This is a genomic window from Acidimicrobiia bacterium, from assembly GCA_040880805.1.
GTDB lineage: Bacteria > Actinomycetota > Acidimicrobiia > IMCC26256 > DASPTH01 > DASPTH01.
In genome coordinates this window covers 59,911-77,804 of the sequence record JBBDHW010000029.1, presented here as the reverse complement: position 1 = coordinate 77,804, position 17,894 = coordinate 59,911, and the positions used below count along the sequence as shown (strand labels likewise).

Annotated in this window: 18 protein-coding genes; 10 read left to right on the top strand and 8 right to left on the bottom strand. The window is 67.6% G+C overall.

Features of this window, described 5'->3' with window-relative positions:
- Positions 1-3: 3 nt before the first annotated feature.
- Together WD271_07580 and WD271_07575 are read right to left on the bottom strand one after the other, a co-directional pair.
- Positions 4-834, bottom strand: a complete 831-nt coding sequence (locus WD271_07580) for an ABC transporter ATP-binding protein (protein MEX1007694.1) — start codon at positions 832-834, stop codon at positions 4-6.
- A gap of 133 nt (positions 835-967) precedes the next feature.
- Positions 968-2,656, bottom strand: coding sequence for a hypothetical protein (locus tag WD271_07575; protein MEX1007693.1), 1,689 nt, complete (start codon positions 2,654-2,656; stop codon positions 968-970).
- 121 nt (positions 2,657-2,777) lie between these two features.
- On the opposite strand from WD271_07575, the gene WD271_07570 reads away from it, so the two are divergent.
- Together WD271_07570 and WD271_07565 are read left to right on the top strand one after the other, a co-directional pair.
- On the top strand, positions 2,778-3,644 hold the full coding sequence (locus tag WD271_07570) for an amidohydrolase family protein (GenBank protein ID MEX1007692.1): 867 nt from the start codon (positions 2,778-2,780) through the stop codon (positions 3,642-3,644).
- 50 nt (positions 3,645-3,694) lie between these two features.
- Positions 3,695-3,907, top strand: a complete 213-nt coding sequence (locus WD271_07565; GenBank protein MEX1007691.1) for a hypothetical protein — start codon at positions 3,695-3,697, stop codon at positions 3,905-3,907.
- Positions 3,908-3,915: 8 nt separating this feature from the next.
- On the opposite strand, the gene WD271_07560 is transcribed toward WD271_07565, so the two are convergent.
- Positions 3,916-4,560 carry a hypothetical protein gene (locus WD271_07560; GenBank protein MEX1007690.1) on the bottom strand — a complete coding sequence of 215 codons (645 nt, stop codon included), beginning with the start codon at positions 4,558-4,560 and terminating at the stop codon, positions 3,916-3,918.
- Positions 4,561-4,658: 98 nt separating this feature from the next.
- Here WD271_07560 and WD271_07555 point away from each other — a divergent pair, with 98 nt between their 5' ends.
- Entirely contained in the window at positions 4,659-5,339 is a 681-nt protein-coding gene (locus WD271_07555; protein MEX1007689.1) for a peptidoglycan-binding domain-containing protein, read from the top strand.
- 13 nt (positions 5,340-5,352) lie between these two features.
- On the opposite strand, the gene WD271_07550 is transcribed toward WD271_07555, so the two are convergent.
- Entirely contained in the window at positions 5,353-5,673 is a 321-nt protein-coding gene (locus tag WD271_07550; protein ID MEX1007688.1) for a hypothetical protein, read from the bottom strand.
- Between the two features lie 31 nt (positions 5,674-5,704).
- Positions 5,705-6,877: a cytochrome P450 gene (locus WD271_07545; protein ID MEX1007687.1), complete on the bottom strand. Its 1,173-nt coding sequence runs from the start codon at positions 6,875-6,877 to the stop codon at positions 5,705-5,707.
- 43 nt (positions 6,878-6,920) lie between these two features.
- Here WD271_07545 and WD271_07540 point away from each other — a divergent pair, with 43 nt between their 5' ends.
- The 7 genes from WD271_07540 (at position 6,921) to WD271_07510 (ending at position 14,783) form a co-directional block, all read left to right on the top strand.
- Positions 6,921-7,814: an MBL fold metallo-hydrolase gene (locus tag WD271_07540; GenBank protein MEX1007686.1), complete on the top strand. Its 894-nt coding sequence runs from the start codon at positions 6,921-6,923 to the stop codon at positions 7,812-7,814.
- 31 nt (positions 7,815-7,845) lie between these two features.
- Complete coding sequence (locus WD271_07535) at positions 7,846-8,715, top strand: SDR family oxidoreductase (protein MEX1007685.1); 870 nt, start codon at positions 7,846-7,848, stop codon at positions 8,713-8,715.
- Positions 8,712-9,893, top strand: a complete 1,182-nt coding sequence (locus WD271_07530; protein MEX1007684.1) for a cytochrome P450 — start codon at positions 8,712-8,714, stop codon at positions 9,891-9,893. Before WD271_07535 ends, WD271_07530 begins: the two co-directional genes overlap by 4 nt.
- Before the next feature lie 16 nt (positions 9,894-9,909).
- Complete coding sequence (locus WD271_07525) at positions 9,910-11,655, top strand: amidohydrolase family protein (protein MEX1007683.1); 1,746 nt, start codon at positions 9,910-9,912, stop codon at positions 11,653-11,655.
- A 28-nt stretch (positions 11,656-11,683) separates the two neighbouring features.
- A complete protein-coding gene (locus WD271_07520) occupies positions 11,684-12,652 on the top strand; it encodes a hypothetical protein (GenBank protein MEX1007682.1) in 969 nt (322 codons plus the stop codon).
- 106 nt (positions 12,653-12,758) lie between these two features.
- Positions 12,759-13,073, top strand: coding sequence for a hypothetical protein (locus WD271_07515; GenBank protein ID MEX1007681.1), 315 nt, complete (start codon positions 12,759-12,761; stop codon positions 13,071-13,073).
- An 840-nt stretch (positions 13,074-13,913) separates the two neighbouring features.
- Positions 13,914-14,783 (top strand): hypothetical protein, encoded by an 870-nt coding sequence (locus tag WD271_07510; protein MEX1007680.1) that lies wholly within the window; start codon positions 13,914-13,916, stop codon positions 14,781-14,783.
- A 31-nt stretch (positions 14,784-14,814) separates the two neighbouring features.
- Here WD271_07510 and WD271_07505 read toward each other — a convergent pair whose 3' ends face one another.
- From WD271_07505 to WD271_07495, 3 genes are all read right to left on the bottom strand, one after another.
- A complete protein-coding gene (locus WD271_07505) occupies positions 14,815-15,627 on the bottom strand; it encodes a coniferyl-alcohol dehydrogenase (GenBank protein MEX1007679.1) in 813 nt (270 codons plus the stop codon).
- Entirely contained in the window at positions 15,627-16,787 is a 1,161-nt protein-coding gene (locus WD271_07500; protein MEX1007678.1) for a phosphotransferase family protein, read from the bottom strand. Before WD271_07500 ends, WD271_07505 begins: the two co-directional genes overlap by 1 nt.
- Positions 16,788-16,813: 26 nt before the next feature.
- Positions 16,814-17,894: carboxyl transferase domain-containing protein (locus WD271_07495; GenBank protein MEX1007677.1), on the bottom strand; the 1,081-nt coding region annotated here is incomplete at its 5' end.

Below are 17,894 nucleotides of genomic sequence, written 5' to 3'. Positions count from 1 at the left end.
GTCCTAGTTCCCGGACACGTCGTCGAGCGGACCGACGTCGGCCTCACCGAGATACGCGTCTCGGACGAGTTGGTTGTTCTGGATCTCGTCGGGCAGTCCCGAGGCCAACACGGTCCCGAGGTCCAGTACGACGACGCGGTCGCTGTGCTCCATCACGAAGCCGGCGTTGTGCTCGACCAGGAGCACGGCACAGCCCGTCTCGTCACGGACGGCCTCGATCTCTTCGCCGAGCCGTTCCGCTTCCATCTCGTCGAGGCCCGACGCGGGTTCGTCGAGAAGGAGCAGCTTCGGTGCGTCGACGATGGCGCGGGCGAACTCGACCATCCGCGCGACGCCAATCGGTAGGGACCCGGCGAGCTCTCCTCGCACGGCGTCGAGACCGCAGCGCGAGAGCACCTCGTTCACTCGGGCGCGGCGAGCGCGTTCATGTCGCCGCCGCGTCGGCGACGCGACGAGGTCGGCGAGAAAGCCGCCGCCGCCGCCGTGCCATTCGAGTGCGGCGAGCACGTTGTCCTCGACGGTCAACCAGCCGAAGGCCTGGACTCGTTGGAAGGTGCGCCGGAGCCCTCGACGCGCGCGCTGCACCGCCGACTTCCCCGTGATGTCGTTGCCGTCGAGCAGCACCCGTCCTTCGTTGGGAGCGCGAATTCCGGAGACGACGTCGAAGAGCGTGGTCTTTCCCGCGCCATTGGGGCCGATGATGCCGAGCACTTCTCCGGCGCTCGCGTCGAGGCTCACCCCGCTCAGCGCGGCGATACCACCGAATCGCACGCCGAGGTTCTCGAGCGAGAGGACGACGCCGTTCTGCGTGTTGCGTGCGAGATCCGCGGTCAAGCCCGGTCCCCTCGTTATGGGTCGCTCACTACGAGCCGGGATTCCCGGCTCGTAGCCGTTCGCTCTTCGGGTCGATTTTCCGGCGCGCGGAAGCTAGCCGAAGTGCCCTCCCGATCGCTCGCCGCGAAGCCCGTCAGCTCAGCTGCGAGGGCGACGGTGACGTGCCCCCGGAGCTCGGGCAACCCGTGCACGGGTAGCTGGGAACCTTCGGCTCGGTCGCCGGCGGGTCCACGTACTCCGCGATCGTCGTCGTCAGCGACTTGTCGAAGAAGCCCTTCTTGTTCTTCGGCCAGTGCCCGGACACGTAGCGCGCGCCCCCGTCGAGGTACATCCACGCGCCGTCGCCGACGGCCAGCGTCGCCTGGTCGGTCGCGTTCTTGGTGGGGTCGAACCACGCGAGCGCGGCATCACGGACTGCGATCCCGTCCTTGCCGGTCGGCCCGGTCGAGACGGTCAGCACGCTCTTGCTGTAGTAGCCGCCGACCTGGGGCACCGGGAGGGCGCCCGGCTTCAGCTTGGCCAGGGTGAGCTTCGGTCCTGCGAGGTGGATGCGCGTGTACAGCACGCCCACGAGGGCTTGCGCGCCCGACCACGTGCTGCCCTTGTCCGTGCCCCAGAACCACTGGAAGGGGTTCGCGGTCAGGGGGTCCTTGACGTAGGGCGGGAACCAGTCGAGCCCGAAGAAGTGCGCCGCCTGCTTCTGGTCGACCACGCGGAGGATGATGTCGAGGTCGGTCGGGAACGCGCCGCCACCGGTAGGGCCACCACTGGCCATGAACCACTCGGGCTCGTACTCGGTGCCCGTTGCCGCGTTCAGCGCGGCCGCGAGGCCGAGGCGGTAGTCGAGGACGTCGATGACCGTGGTGATGCCTGCTTCCTTCAGGTGCGCCATCATCGTGGGCATCTGTTGGCCCGCAAGCGTCTGCGAGTCGGCCTGTGCGGTGCCCGGCGGTACGTTGAACGCGGCCTCGCCGTTGGCAGCGATCTTGCCGCCGTACTTGGCGAACTCCGACTTGAAGAAGTCGATGTCGAAGCCGTTGTCACCGGACTGGTAGAGGATGCCGAAGCTGCGGGTCTTGTCCTTCACCGCGTCGCCGCCGTACTCGGCCTTCTTGCCCACGAGGGACTTACCGGCGAACTCCGCCGCGTTACGCGCCACGCCCTTCGAAACCTCCTTGGGCGACTGCGGCGGCGCGCCACCGGTGCCCAGTACGAGCGGCACACCCCGCGCCTTCACCTCGGTCTCGAAGATCAGGCCGCCGGTGGACTGGTTCCCGCCCTGGATCGCAGCGTCGAACACCGCGAACGGCTTCTTGGCCGCCACCGAGACGGCGTCGGCGCGCTGGGCGGCCTCGTCGGCACCCGTGCCGAGGCCGAACTCGTACTCGACCCTGCGCCCCCAGGTCTCGAACGCCTTGGCGTAGACCGCGTCGGCGTCGATGATGGGGTCCCGTTGGTTCGAGAACCCGCCGGTCGCCTGGTTCTTGTAGAGGCTGGCCGGGCTCCGGCCGTCCTGGACCACGTTCGTGTACAGCACGACGACCTTGACCGCGTCCTTGGTGACGCCCTGCGCGGTGGCTCCGCCGTTGTTGGCGCCGTCCTTCCACGGCTTCACGCAGGCCGGGGCCGCGAGCGCCGGGAACTTGATCTGCTTCCGGGTGGCGTCGCAGTCGGTGTTCTCGAGCGCGGCGGGGCTGTTGATGCCGGGATCGAGCGCGGCGACGGCCGCGCGCGCCGGGGTGGCGGTCAAGCCCGCGGCAACCAGGGCGTAGGTGATCGCCGGTATGACCACGCGCCGGCACACAGTCCTCGAACCTCTCATCGAGCCCCCTGAGGAATCAGTTTCCGTACCGAATTTCGAGGGATTATCGGTGAAGAAGTGTTCCCGAGCAAGTTACCCCGGAACCGTGACGGCTTCGACCGGTCGTCGTACAGTGCCGCGCATGACGATGCCGACGGACATCGGCGCGGTCGATCTGATGATCAGCTTCCCGGTTGCCGACCACGCCCGCACCTACGACTATCTGCGGCCGATGCTCCGCGACTCGGGCAGCGGCGAGATGGAGATGCCCGCCGAGTACATGTTCAAGGACATCCCGAACCGCCTCGACGCCGGCGACGACCCCGTCGACATCACGCTCGCCGAGATGGACAAGTGGGGCGTCGACATCGGCCTCATCGGCTTGGGGAGAGAGGTGATGACGGGAGCCCTCCGCGACCACCCGGACCGGTTCGCCGCCAGCCTCGAGGTCGACCCGAACGACATCACCGGCACGGTGCGCAAGATCCGCACCGCGCACGAGGAGCACAACATCAAGGCGGTCACCACGTTCCCGGCGGGCTGCAACCCGCAGGTGCCGGTGAGCGACAGGCGCTACTACCCGATCTACCAGACTTGCATCGACCTCGACATCCCGATCATCTCGAACGCAGGCATCGCAGGGCCGCGGTTCCCGTCGGCGTGCCAGGACGTCATGCACTTCGACGACGTGTGTTACGACTTCCCCGAGTTGCGCATCGTGATGCGCCACGGCGCCGAACCGTGGGAAGCGCTCGCGGTGAAACTCATGCTCAAGTGGCCCAACCTCTATTACATGACGAGCGCGTTCGCGCCCAAGCATTACCCGAGGGCCATCATCGAGTATGCCAACACGCGTGGTGCGGAGAAGGTGATGTACGCGGGCTACTTCCCGATGGGGCTGAGCCTCGAACGCATCTTCACCGAGATGCCGAACGTGCCGTTCCGTGACCACGTGTGGCCGCGGTTCCTGCGCGAGAACGCGATGCGCGTCTTCAAGCTCGAGGGCTGACTAGGGCTACTGATTGGGATGCGTCGAATCGACTACGCGGGGAGCAGCACATGGAGTCGCACGGAGTGGACACGCGGATGGTGTGGACCGGCAACGCGCTGCGCCAGCCCGCGTTCGCCGAGGTCCCGCACCACGCCGCACCTGGCGGTTATCCCAACGCCGACTTAGTAGGAGCCGGTCCGGAGGACGCGGCGAGCGAAGCGAAGCGGAGTGAGCTCGCCAGGAGCGAACGGCTGCGAGCCGGGTATCCCGGCTCGCAGTGAGCGACGCATCAACGGGTCTTCTCGCCGACGAGCGCGAACGAGTTGACGTACATGATGCGGAGCGCGGGGTGGAAGGCCCACGCGTCGCACTCGGGTGTGCCCCACTTGCCGATGCGGGCCTCGACCATCGGCCGCATCCGCTTGAACGTGACCTCGGCGTCGGGGTCGTCGAACTCGTAGAAGTGCAGGTAGCGCGGGTCACCTTTGGTCGCGTTCTCGTAGGGCGTGATCATCGTGTAGCCGGGGACGCCGGCCTCGACGATGTGGTTGAGGTGCACGAAGTCGCCCCAGTCGCGCAGCGCCTGAGCCTCGTCGGGGGTCGACGGGCTGATGAGCACCAGGGAGAGCGACACCGTGGGCTTCCCGGTGAGGCGACCCTGCCCCGGCCGGGGAGTGCGCACGAAGTGGTGGCCGATGATGCCGTCGGCGGTGGGCGGCGCGACGAATGACGGGTCGCATTCGTAGACGCCGAGCGTGTCGAACTCGGGCAACTCGCGCGGGAGGTCGGGTCGGTCGCGGTAGACGTTGCGCCACCAGGTTGCCCGCTCCACGCTCGGAAGCGCGAGCACCTCGCTCACGCGGTCGCGCGCGTAGGCGTCGGGGTCCGCTTCGGTCATCTCGAGGTACAGAACGGAAGTCAGTCGGTCCTCCATGGGCGCGAATCCTACGACCACCTGACGGGAGCCGCACCCATGAGGTGCGAGACCCTAGGATCACCCTCGTTTGTCTGAGACGTGAGAGAGGATCCGGCGTGTCTTTCAGCACTCAGCGTGTGGCGCGATTGGTTGGTGTCGTTGCACTCGCGGCTCTCGTTGCGCTGGGCGCGGTCGCGTGCGGCGGAGATGACAGCAACTCCGGCTCGACCAGTACAACCGCGGCGACCGCACAGAACGCGAGTACCGGGACCAGCAGCAGCGCGAGCATCGAGTCGCTCCAACGCGAGCTCAACGCGCTCGGGTGCAACGCGGGGCCGATCGACGGTGAGCTTGGCCCCGACACAGAGGGCGCGATTCGCCACTTCCAGGCCTCGGCCGGGCTCACGGTCGACGGGGTGGTCGGACCGCTGACCACGGCCAAGCTGGAACAGGCGTCATCGACCGGGACACCAAAGTGCACCGGCAGCCCGCCCGCGCCGCCGCCGTCGACGACCAGAGGAGCGGGTGGAGCGCCGTGCACGCAAGCCACGGTCGACGCCGGGACCGCGGCCTCGCTGCTTCCCGGCGAGACCGTCGTGATGTCGGGTCCGTTCCACTGCGCGGGCAACTGGGTGGTCAACTCGCCGACCGTGCAATCGTCCGGTGGACCCGCGATCCAAATCACCAACCTGTTGATGTGGAACGGGACCGCTTACCAGGTCGTCAACCGCGCCGTGTACTGCGAGAACGGCAGTGTTCCGCCAGCGATCTACCAGCAGGCCTGCCAGTCGAACTGAGCGCGCGGTCGCGTCACGAATGGCTCGGGCTACCGCGGTCGACTTCCTCGAGCGCATGCGCGTTCAATGTGACACCACCCAGCATGCCGAAGAGCACGGCGGCGAGCACGCCGAGGATGCCGCCGAGACCCACGACCACGTACCACTCCGTCTTGTCGCCGATCGCCAGCGCGAGGAGGGCCATGAAGAAGATGATCCCGACCGGGGTTCCGATGACGATCATCTTCGCGATCGAGCGCATGAGCGTGCGTTCGGCACCCCGCTCGGCGGCGAGCGACGCCTCGAAGCTGTCGAGTGAGTGTTCGCTCTCGCTGGGGACCAGTTCGCTGCTCATGGCGGCAATGTTGCCACGGTCGCATGCCCCGCTACGAGCTCGGCACGAGCACGGCCGGCAGCGAGCGGTGGCCGTTCGCCCAGAAGACGGGGTTCGGGTCGGACACGTAGTCGTCGACGAGGCGCAGGGTACCGACTCGTTCGCAGAGCTCTTCGATGACGGCGGCGGCTTCGAGTCGGGCAAGCGACGCGCCGGGGCAAACGTGGGGACCGGTTCCGAACGCGAGGTGCTCGCGCATGCGCGGGCGGTCGAGGCGGAACTCGGTGGGATCGCCGTAGACGGCCTCGTCTCGGTTCGCCGACGCGATCCCGAACACCACGCGGTCACCGACGTGCAGCGGGCAACCGTGAATCTCGGTCTCGTCCAGGACGGAGCGTGCGAGCACCTGCACGGGCGCATCGAGCCGGAGCGACTCCTCGACGAGCGGCGGGATCAGCTCGCGCCGCCCTCGAATCTGCTCGAACAGGTCGGGTCGCGTCGCGAGCACGTAGCAACAGTTGCCGATGAGGTTCCTCGTGGTCTCGTTGCCGGCCACGATGAGAAACATGATCTGGGTGCGGACGGTGCGGTCGGAGAGGTACTCACCGTCGACGTCGGTGTTGATGAAGCGGGTCACGACGTCGTCGGGCGGATCGTCCATCGCCCGGTGGTCGTCGATCAAGCTCTGCACGAAGCGGGCGAACTCCGGATGCGCGTCGGACAGTGATCCAGTGCCGCGCGCGTTCTGCGCTTCGAGGAGCTCGTCGGACCAGATGCGGAACCGATCCTCGAGCTCCTCGGGAACGCCGAGCATGTGGGCGATGACGATCGACGGGAGTGGATCGAAGATGTCGACGAGGTCGACGGTGCCCGCCTGCGCGCGGTCGACGGCTCGCCCGACGAGCTCGCGGGCGCGTCCGCGAATGAACGGCTCGTTCTGCATCGTGCGGTGCGCGGCGACGACGGTGTTGATCACCCGGCGGATTCGCCCGTGTCGCGGCTCGGGGATCGCCGAGATCATCGCGTCGTCCTCTTCGAGCGCGCTCGTGTCCATGAAGGAGCCGACGAACTTCTCCACGTCCTGTAGCCCGGCCGAGACACCGGCAGCGGTCGCGATGTAGTAGCCGGCCGGTGTGTCGACGATGCCACCCGACTCACGGACCTCCGCCATCGCCGCGTAGCGATCGTCGGAGCTCGGCGCGTAGGGGTCGAATTGGTCGCTCATGCTGCGTCGGCACGCTACCGCAGTCGTGCGCGATGCTTCCCGGGTGGCGGCAACTCTGGACTGGTACGGCTGCGCGACGTTCCGGTTGACGATCGGGGAGCTCGTTGTGTTCCTCGACGCCTACATCGATCGCGCGCCCGGCGCTCCCGGCACGGGCCTCACCGCCGACGACGTCGACCGCGCCGACTGGATCCTCGTCGGGCACTCGCACTTCGACCACTTGTGGGGCGCCGAGCGGATCGCTCGGAACACCGGCGCCACGATCGTCGGCTCGTACGAGTCGATCCGGGTGATGGCGGAGCAGGGTGTGCCCATCGAGCAGCTGATGCCGGTGGCGGGCGGCGAGCCGATCCGATTGTCGGACGACGTGATGGTGAACGTCTACCCGTCCCAACACTCGTGCGTATGGACCAAATCAGGTGGCATGTTCGAGGCCGACTCGGTGTGCCTCGGTGATCTCGGGGTGACCCACCAGGAGCGACTGGCCCGCTTCGGCGACATGCGAAGCCTGATGGCCGGGTCGCTCTCACCGGGGGCGGTCGAGCATCTCATGGTGTCGCAGCAGGACGCGCGCGGCGACGGCGGCGCACTCGTGTTCATGATCGACACACCGCAGGGAACACTCCTCTACCAGGACACGTCGGGGCACTGGAGCGGGATCCTCCACGACCTGCGGCCCGACGTCGCGATCCTCGCCGCCGCAGGGCGCGGCAACATCGACGGTGAGCCGGTGCAGGGCTCGCTTGCCGGTTTCGTGGCACGCCAGGCGTCGCTCGTCCGAGCGCGCACGGTGATCCTCTCGCACCACGACGACTGGCTCCCCGGGTTCTCGAAGGGGATCGACGTGAGCGTGGTGCGCGACGCGATCGCGTTGGAAGCACCGCGCACCACCCTGGTCGAGCTCGACTATCTCGACGGCCACGTGGTCTTCAAATGAGCAAGGTCTTCGCAGACAGGAGGTCGACGCAGTGACACAACCGAGTGGGGGTCTCGAGGGCTACGCCGCGCTCGTCACCGGCGGCGGTACCGGCATCGGAAGGGCGTGCGCGGCGCGCCTCGCGGCCGACGGCGCCGCCGTCACGATTGTCGGGCGTACCGAGTCGCGCATCGTCGACGCGGCGAAGGTCATCGCAAAGGGTGCCGGACACGGTGGCAGCGTGCAGTACATCACCGCCGACGTGACCGACGAGGACAGCGTGAAGGCGGCGGTCGAGTTCGCGTGCGCACCCACTGGCGGGCTCGATTCGGTCGTCGCCAATGCCGGTGGCGGCGGTGGCATGGCGCCTCCGCACCTGCAGGACGTCACGGAGTTCACGCGCGTGCTGCACCTGAACGTGTTGGGCACGCTGATCTCGATGAAGCACACGGTTCCGCATCTCGTGAGGTCGGGGCGCGGATCGTTCGTGGGCATGTCGTCGATCGCGGGTGAAGTCACCCACCTCTGGTTCGGCGCGTACCCGGTGGGCAAGGCGGGCCTCGAAGCGCTCGTGCGGAACGCGGCGGACGAGTACGGTCCCACCGGCGTGCGCTTCAACGCGATCCGACCCGGCTTCATCTCCACCGAGATCATGGAAGGCATCCCGAGGGACGGGCCCGTCTACGAGAGCTACCTCGTGAACACGCCGATGTCAGAGAGTCGCGCCGCCGGTGTCGGTGAACCCGAGGATGTCGCCGCGCTCGCGCGCTTCCTCGTGGGTGAGGACTCGCGGTGGATCACCGGCCAGATCATCGACGTGGACGGGGGGCACCACCTCCGGCGCGGTCCCGACTTCACTGCGTTCATCGAACCGGGTCTCGGACGCGACGTGATGCTCGCCCGGAAGCCGCTCGGATCATGACTGCAACCGTCATCGATCTGCTCGACGGCGACTTCTACGTCGGTAACCCCTACCCCACGTACGCGTGGCTCCGCGAGCACGCGCCCGTCTACTGGGACTCGGTGAACGAGCTCTGGGGGATCTCGCGCTACGACGACATCCTCGAGATCGAGAAGGCGAAGGAGATCTTCATCAGCTCCGATCAAGTGAAGGGTGGCTACCGCCCGAACCTGCCCGCCGACCCCGCGATGATCGGCATCGACGACCCGCTGCACACCAAGCGCCGCAAGCTGGTGGCCCGCCGCTTCACGCCGAACGCCGTCACCAGGTGGGAGGAGCATGTGCGCGACACCGTCACGAGCCTGCTCGACGCGGTCGCCGGGCGCGGCGAGGCCGAGATCGTGGGGGAGCTCGCGGCGCCGCTCCCCGCGATGATGATCGGCGACCTGCTGGGCTTTCCGCACGAGATGTGGCCCAAGCTCCGCGATTGGTCGACGCGCACGATCGTGGGTGGCGGTGGCCCGCGGTATGCGACCGACGACGTGGTGTTCGCGGCGATCGAGTTCCGCGAAGCGTGTGGCGAGCTCTACGACGAGAAGACCTCGTGTCCGGCCGACGACATCATGACGATCTGGACCGGCGCTGCCATCGATGGCGAACCGCTCGACCGCGAGACCGTGATGGCAGACTGCCTGCTCGTGCTCGATGGGGGAGCGGAAACGACGCGCACGGTGATCGCGCGCACGATGCTCGAACTCGCGGCGCGGCCCGACCAGTGGCAACTGCTGCGCGAGGGCGCCGACATGACCGTCGCCACCGAGGAGTTCATCCGCTGGGTGACGCCGGTACTCAACATGTGCAGGGTCGCGAACCGCGACTACGTGCTGGGGGGAACCACGATCCGCAAGGGCCAGCAGGTCGTGCTCATGTACCCGTCGGCCAACCGCGATCCTGCGCACTTCGAGGACCCGGAGCGCTTCGACGTCACGCGACAGCCCAACCAGCACATCGCGTTCGGGTTCGGTACGCACTTCTGCCTGGGCGCGGCGCTTGCCCGCCTCGAGATCCGCACCTTCTTCGAGGAGCTCGTGCGGCGCGTGCGGGAACTCCGTGTGAAAGAAGGCACTGAGATCGTCGAGGTCCGGAACCCCTTCGTGTTCGGGCTGGAACGCGCGAACATGGAGCTCGACTTCGTCTGAGAGTGCGGAGGACCGCATGTACGACCTGAAGATCACCGGCGGCACCATCGTCGACGGCACCGGCGCCGATCGCTTCGAAGGCGACGTCGCAGTGAAGGACGGTGTGATCGCCGCGGTCGCGCACGGCGCGATCGACGGTGAAGCCGCGGAGACGCTCGACGCGACCGGGATGCTCGTCACGCCGGGGTTCGTCGACGTGCACACGCACTACGACGGCCAGGCCACGTGGGACCCGATCCTCGAGCCGTCGTCGGGTCACGGCGTGACCACGATCGTCGCCGGCAATTGCGGCGTCGGGTTCGCGCCCGTGCGGCCCGGTTCCGAGCAGTGGTTGATCGGTCTCATGGAAGGTGTCGAAGACATCCCCGGTACCGCGTTGAGCGAGGGGATGGACTGGAGCTGGGAGACGTTCCCCGAATATCTCGATGCGCTCGACCGCCGCGCGTTCGCGATCGACGTGGGCGTACAGGTGTCGCACGGCGCGGTGCGCGCGTATTCGATGGGCGAGCGCGGTGCCGCGAACGAACCCGCCACTCCCGAAGAGATCGCGGCGATGGCGGTCATCGTGCGTGAAGCGGTCGAAGCCGGGGCGCTCGGCTTCTCCACGTCGCGCACGCTGGGCCACCGCGCGATGGACGGCCGACCCGTACCGGGCACGTTCGCGGCGGAGGACGAGCTGTTCGCGCTCGGGCGCGGCATGGCCGCGGGCGGCCGCGGGGTCTTCGAGCTCGCGCCGATGGGCGCGGCGGGCGAGGACATCGTGGCCCCGAAGATCGAGATCGACTGGATGTGCCGCCTCGCCGACGCGATCGGCATGCCCGTCTCGTTCGCACTCGAGCAGGTGCAGGCCGCGCCCGACCTGTGGCGTGAGCTGATGGACGAGTCGATCCGCGCCACCGACGCCGGTGCCCCGGTGTACCCGCAGATCGCGGCGCGGCCCTTCGGGATGCTGCTCGGGTTCCCGAGTCGTCACGCCTTCACGCGCCGACCCACGTACCGAGCGCTCCAGCAGCGGCTGTCGCGCGAAGAGCTCGCCGCCGAGCTCGCCAAGCCGGATGTGCGCGCGGCGATTCTCGCAGAGCGCGACCTTCCGCCCGATCCAACCGCGCTGTTCGAAGGGTTGGGCGCGTTGATGCAGTCGTCGCTCGACCGGGTCTACTCGCTGGGCGATCCGCCCGACTACGAGCCCACCGACGACCGCACGATCGCGGCACTCGCGGCGGCCGATGGCGTCGACCCGCTCGAGAAGCTCTACGACGTGATGCTCGAGCACGACGCGCAACACCTGCTCATGCTCCCGTTCTTCAACTACGTCGACCGCAACCACAACGCGATCCGAGAGATGCTCCTTCATCCCGCAGGTGTGTCGGGGCTGTCCGATGGCGGCGCGCACTGCTTCCTGATCTGCGACGCGTCGATTCCCACCTTCATGCTCACGCACTGGGCCCGCGACCGTTACCGTGGCGAGAGGCTCCCACTCGAGTACGTCGTGAAGAAGCAGACCACCGACACGGCTACGCTCTTCGGGCTCGGCGACCGCGGCGCCATCGAGGTCGGAAAGAAGGCCGACTTCAACGTGATCGACTTCGAGCAGCTCACGTTGCACATGCCGCGCATGGCCTACGACCTCCCCGCGGGTGGCGCACGCCTGTTGCAGGGTGCGAGCGGCTACGTCGCGACGATCGTGAGCGGGGAGGTCACCCGTCGCAACGGCGTCGACACCGGCGCCCGCCCCGGCCAGCTGATCCGCAGCTCGCGGTAGGGAGCATTACAGCGAGAGCGGAGGTCAGGTGCATCCGAACGACGAGTTCCATCCGCCGACGAACGACGATCCGTACTGGAGCGAGACCAACTGGTTCGCGTTCGGGGTGCCCGACCGCAAGCTGTCAGGTTGGCTGTACCCGTTCTTCCGCCCGTCGCTCGGCGTGTGCTCCGCGGCGGTGCTGCTGTGGGACGACCAGGGCGACCAGACCTGGAACTGCCGCTACTTCAAGCAGTTCTGGCACCTTCCGATGCCCGACGAACCGCTGTCCGACTTCACGCTGGCGAACGGTCTCCGTTACCGCTGCACCGAAGACGAGATGGTGTACCAGCTCAGCTACCACGACCCCGACGCCTCGGATCCAGACGATCGGGAGATCTCGATCTCGTTGACCTTCACCGCGATCATGCCGCCGCTCGCCACCGCGAACGCCGGGCCGGCGGGCGGTCATCTCGACCAGGTCGGCCGGTTCGAGGGCGCGATCAAGCTGCGAGGGGAGACGATCCCGGTGAACTCGTACGGCGCGCACGACCGGTCGTGGGGAAGCCGTTCGCAGTTCTCGCAGTACCTCATGTCGTCGGGGAACTTCAAGGCGTCGGAGTCGCCCTATTTCTTTGCGGCATCCGAGAACGTGGCGTTCCAGGGCATCGCGGCGAACGTCACGCCCGAGTACCCGCTGCTCATGGGCTTCTTCATGCGTGACAACGACGTCGTCCGCCTGAAGAGCGGGAACCGCGAGGTGCTCGAGCGCGACGACGCCACGGGCGCGCCCGTGCGCGTGCTCGTCACGGCGGTCGACGAGCACGGCCACGAACTGCACGCGGAGGGCGAGTGCGTCAACCGCCTGATGGTGTTCCTCAACGAGAACCTGTGCGGGTGGAACTCACTGGTGCGTTGGGACATCGACGGCGTCGAGGCGTGGGGCGAGCACCACGACAACTTCAGCGCGCACGGCATGCGCCGCTTCGCGCGCGCGCGGATGTTCGGCGAGGAGTGAGCGGCGAACCCCGAGCCGCGATCGGCGACGCGCTCCACCACCTCCAAACCCGCTTGCCACTCCGGCGCGGGCAGGCACTCCAAGGTCGAGATATACGCTCCCACTCATGGAGCTGGGCTGGACGATCGACATCGACGCGGTAGGGGATCCTGCCGGCGCCAACGACCGATATGACGAGCAACTCGACGCGTTCGAACGTGCACTCGAGCCGTACGGCGGCGCCGTGGCCGGCAGTCAGCAGCGCGGCCGGTACGGAGCGAGGTTCTCTCTCGACACCACGAGCGTGAACCCCATCGAGATCCTCGAACAAGGTCTGCACATCTTCCACGACGCGTCGATCGAGGCCGACCTGCCGCCGTGGCAGGTCGTGCGGTGCGAGATCCTCACGTACGAAGAGGACGAAGCCACCGAGGAACCCTGAAACGCCGCCCAAACACCGTCGGGCCGCTCTCAGTACCGGAAGTTCAGGAAGGATCGAGAGCGAGGCGTTGTCCTGCTGGTGTATCCACGGCTGGCAGTAGTGCGCGATCACGCCACGGCGTAGCTGGTCGGGTGTCGTGTTCGCACCCGTCTGGTGCAGGACCCGACCGTCCAGGCACACCAACGAGCCCGCCGTCCCACCAACCGCGATCGTTTCCCCGACCCGCCGGGTGATGACATCGGCCGACCAGCCGGCGTGATCCTCACGATGCGATCCGGGGATGAACCGTGTCGTCCCGTTTGCCTCGGTGAAGTCGTCGGGCATCCAGATGATGTTCGCGACCATCGGAAACGGCGGCCACGGTTTGGGGTACGTAGTCCTGGTCGTAGTGCAAACCCATCGGGTCGCCGTCGGGCCCGGTGATGTTGGCGGTGATGCTCGACAGGAGAACGCCGGATCGAGCAGGTGCTCCATCAAGGCCATGATCACCGGGTGCTCGACCAGCTCGACGAACTCCGTCCCCTTGTTCAGCAACCCGAACACGCGCTGGTTCTCGGGCCCGTCCTCCCACTTCGGATCATGATCGATGCCGGCTGCGCGCTCGAACCGAGCAGCCTCGACGAGGCGCGATCGCACCCGAGCGACGTGCTCCTCCGACAACACATCCGAGACCACCGCGAACCCGTCCCGTTCGAGCTGCTCGAACGCCGGTTCGAGACGCTGCTCGCTCGACACGCTCCGTGTCCGCCACGGCTGCCATCTTGACCCTCCAGGAAAGTTCGTCTCGACCTGGCACTATCTCGGTGGTCTGGGCGATGATGACCGCTGCCGAAGGGTGAGGTGAGCGACGTGCTGAAGGACATTCGGGACCTGACCGGCGACACCGAGGAGTACCGCGAGGAGCTCACGAAGCGTTGGTCGAGCTTGTTGAGTTACCGGTACATCGGGCGCAACCACGGCTCGATGAACACCGGGCCGGTGGACAACACGGTGACGTTGCGCCACGACATGCGCAACGCGGCCGGAGGCCTGATGGTGGCGCCCATCTCGATCAGCTCCCCGGAGGGTGGCGGCCAAACCGACATGGTCGCGGTGCCCAACCCGGTCATCCACTCCTGCCAGATCCTCGACGACGCCCGCGACGTGCAGCGCATCGAGGTCTTCCAGTCAGAGGTCCTCAAACAGGGCAAGACCATGGGTTTCAGCCGTTCCAAGATCGTCGACGCCGACAACCATGATCGGGTGATCGCCTACACCGAAGGCCAGGGGGTGAGCATCGGAACGCCGCCGCCTGGTCTCGGGAGGATGGACCTCGACGAGCCGATCATCGCGGTCGTCGACTCGCCCGATCTCCCGCCGTTGTGGGAGGTGTTCGGCGCCTCACGCCGCGACGACGGCCACTGGATCCTGCCCGAGCTCGCCATCGAGTTGGCGTCGCCCGACGCCGCCTTGCACCTCGGACCGCAGCACATCGTGCTGGAGACGGCGGCCATCGACATCGCCTCCCTGCTCGTGGGCACCGACCTGCTACAGATCCAGAGCTGGCATGTCATGTTCCTGGCTCGAGGCAAGGTCGGCCCATTTCGCGTCGATGGTGAGGCCGACCGCGCGGCCGACGGCCGCGTCGGGGTACGCATGACCCTCCACGACGAAGGAAACGGCGACCGAGCGATCACCTCCGGCTCGGCCGTCTTCCACATCGTCGGATAGGCCCCAGCTCTTGTATAGCGGTCGACGTTGATCAGGCCATCAGGGCGCCGAAGTCGAGTTGGCCCATCGCCATGCCGGCGCTGAAGCCGAGATCGACGTTGAGGTTCACGCCGTTCACGAACCCCGACGCGTCGCTGCCGAGGAACGCGAGCACCATGGCGATGTCGCGCGGCTGCGCGACGCGTCCGCTCTGCTCGATGCACCAGTCGATGGTCTTCTCACTCATCGTCTCGCGGAAGTCTGGGAGCAGCGGCGTGTCGATCGGGGAGGGGCACACGCTGTTCACGCGGAGCCCCCGCTGCTGCGCGTCCCGCGCCGACATCATCGTATAGAGCTGCATGCACTCCTTCGACATGGAGTAGGCGTCGGCGAAAAGCTCGGCGTGGGCGTCGATCCAGGAGAGCGAGTCGTCCCAGCCGTCGATCGCGAACAGCTCCTGGAGCTCGGCGAGATGCGTGGCCCACTGGGCGCCCGCGATCGACGCGGTGATCGCCACCGCGCTGCCCTCCGCCATCTTGGCCGCGAGCCCGATGGTGAGCTTGCGGACCGCGAGATAGTTGACTGCCATCACCGTGTTGACCGGCAGCGTGCCCGCGACGCCCGCGTTGTTGAAGAGCGCGTTGACGGGGCCGTCGATCGCCGCGATCGCTGCGCCGACAGCGGCCTCGTTGCTCAGATCGGTCTGGATGAACGTGCTCGCCGGTCCCGCCGGCTCCTTCAGGTCGATCACGGTGATGTGGTCGGCGCCGAGGTCGTCGAGCAACTCCAGGAGCGCCGCGCCGACACCTGAGTACGCGCCGGTGAGCACGACGCGCTTGCCTTCGTAGCTGAACGGTGAGGCCACTAGTCGATTTCCTTCCAGTACGTGCCGGCGAGCATGCGCTCGATGGCATCGCGGTTCATCATCATGTCGTCGGGATCGTCGGGTACCGGGGCTTCGGCGAAGAACGCCGAGCGACGGCCGATGCGCGCGGAGATCATCCCGTAGCGGGTCGCGTTCCACAAGGCAAAGAACTCGAAGTCGCGCGGCGTGTATCCCGTGATCCGCTCGTACTCCGTGAGCGCGTCACTCGGACGCATGAAATGTGGCATCCCGGCACCCGCCCCCCCGCCGTACCGTTCGATGACGTCCTGGAACATCCAGTGGATGTAGACGCAGTACGAGAGGTCGAGCTCCCTGGGTGACAGGGCCGCCATCTCCCAGTCGAGCACCGCGATCGGTTGGAAGTCGCGGTACATGATGTTGCCGATCCGCGCGTCGCCCCAGTTGAACACCGCGGCGCTCTCGTTCGTGGGCCAGTTCTCCTGGATGTGCGCGAGCGCGCGCTCGAGCAGCGGTGACCGGAGCCCGTCGGCCACGATCCAGTCGTAGTACGCGGTCCAGTCGCCGACGTGACGGCCGAACGCGGTGGGTTCGGGGCGGTCGAGGTCGAGGTACGGGAACTTCTCTTCGGGCGCGGCGATCCCGTGGAGTTCGGCGATCACGCCGATGGTCGCGCTCTGGAGAGCGGCCTGCTGTTCGCGCGTGGCGTCGAAGAGCCAGTTACCACCGAACGGGTAGGGCATGAGGTCGGGGGGAACGATGCCGTAGCGCTTCTCCATCACGAGGAACGGCGCGCCGAGAACTTTGGGGTCGCGCTCGAGCCAGTGCACGCGGGGGACCGGAACCGACGTGTGCAACGCGACCTGCCGCATGATCTGGAACTGGCCCTCGAGGTCGTACTCACGGAACACCGGCACGTTCGCCGGGTCGGGCGCGACGCGCGCCACGAGCGGCTCGGTGCGCTCGGTGCCTTCCTCGTCGAACACGGCGTCGAACAGCAGCGTCTCGGTGGACATCCCGTTGGTGGCGGGAATGTCGAGCTGAGGGATGACGACGCTCCGGGCGTCGGGGCGCCGCGCCGCCAACCACGACTCCAGCGCACGGCGGGTGGCATCGAGGTCGCGCGTGAAGGTCTGCGGCCGGGCGGTGGTCTCGGGCGGCGGAATCGGCTCTTCTGGCATCGCCTCGACCCTACCCCGGTGGGCTTTCAGGGGTCGATGCCGCGGCGTTGGGTGGGCTCGAACGGGCCGCGCGCGCGGCCGTCGCTCAGGGTGAGACCGTCGAGCAACGCGTTGCGCAGGTTGCGGGGGTCGATCACGTCGTCGTACGACATCGAGTTCGCGCTGCGGTACGACGCCGAGGCCTGCGCCGCCTCCGCACGCGCGAGCGCGTCGTCGTCGAGCTTGGCCGACTCCGCGCCACTCGCTGCGGGGAGCGCGCCGAGCGTGACGGCTGGGAACGCGAGCGAGATGGTCTGCCCATCGAAGGGGTTCATCGCCATCACCGACGATCCGAACCCGAACGCCTTGCGCACCGTCACGTGTAGCTTCGGGACGCGAAGCCGGTGCTGCGCGACGAACATGCGGGCGACGTAACGGAGCGCTCCGGAGCGTTCGGCCGCAGTACCGCTCATCACTCCAGGATTGTCGGCGAGGAACACCATCGGGAGGTGGAACGCGCCCGCGACGTCACAGAAGTGCGCCGCCTTCTCGGCCGCGTCGCTGTCGACGGTTCCCGCGAGCACCGACGGGTCGTTCGCGACGATTCCAACGCTCCGGCCGCCGAGACGCGCGAGCGCGGTGATCAGCGACGCACCGAAGCTCGGCTGGATCTCGAAGTAGCTGTCGCGGTCGACGAGGCGCTCGACGACATCACGCATGGAGTACGGGAGCCGTGAGTTCGGCGGGATGATGTCGAGGATGTCGTCGAGCACGCGCGGGCCGGTGTCGGGACCGTCGCGGCGCGGCGGCGCCTCCCACGCGCTGCGTGGCAGGTACGAGAGGTAGTGGCGCGCCAGCATGATGGCCTCGTCGTCGTCCTTCGCGAGGTTGTGCGCGACGCCCGACATCTCGACGTGGACCTGCGGTCCGCCGAGCTCCTCCTTGGTGACGTCTTCGCCGATCGCGGCCTTGACGAGCGGTGGCCCCGCGGTGAAGAGCGACGCCGCTTCCGTCATCACCACGAAGTCCGACAGCGGCGCGGTGAGCGCGCCGTGCCCGGCCGACGGGCCGAGCACGAGACACACCATCGGCACGAGCCCCGACAGCTCGGCGAGCGCTTGCAAGTCG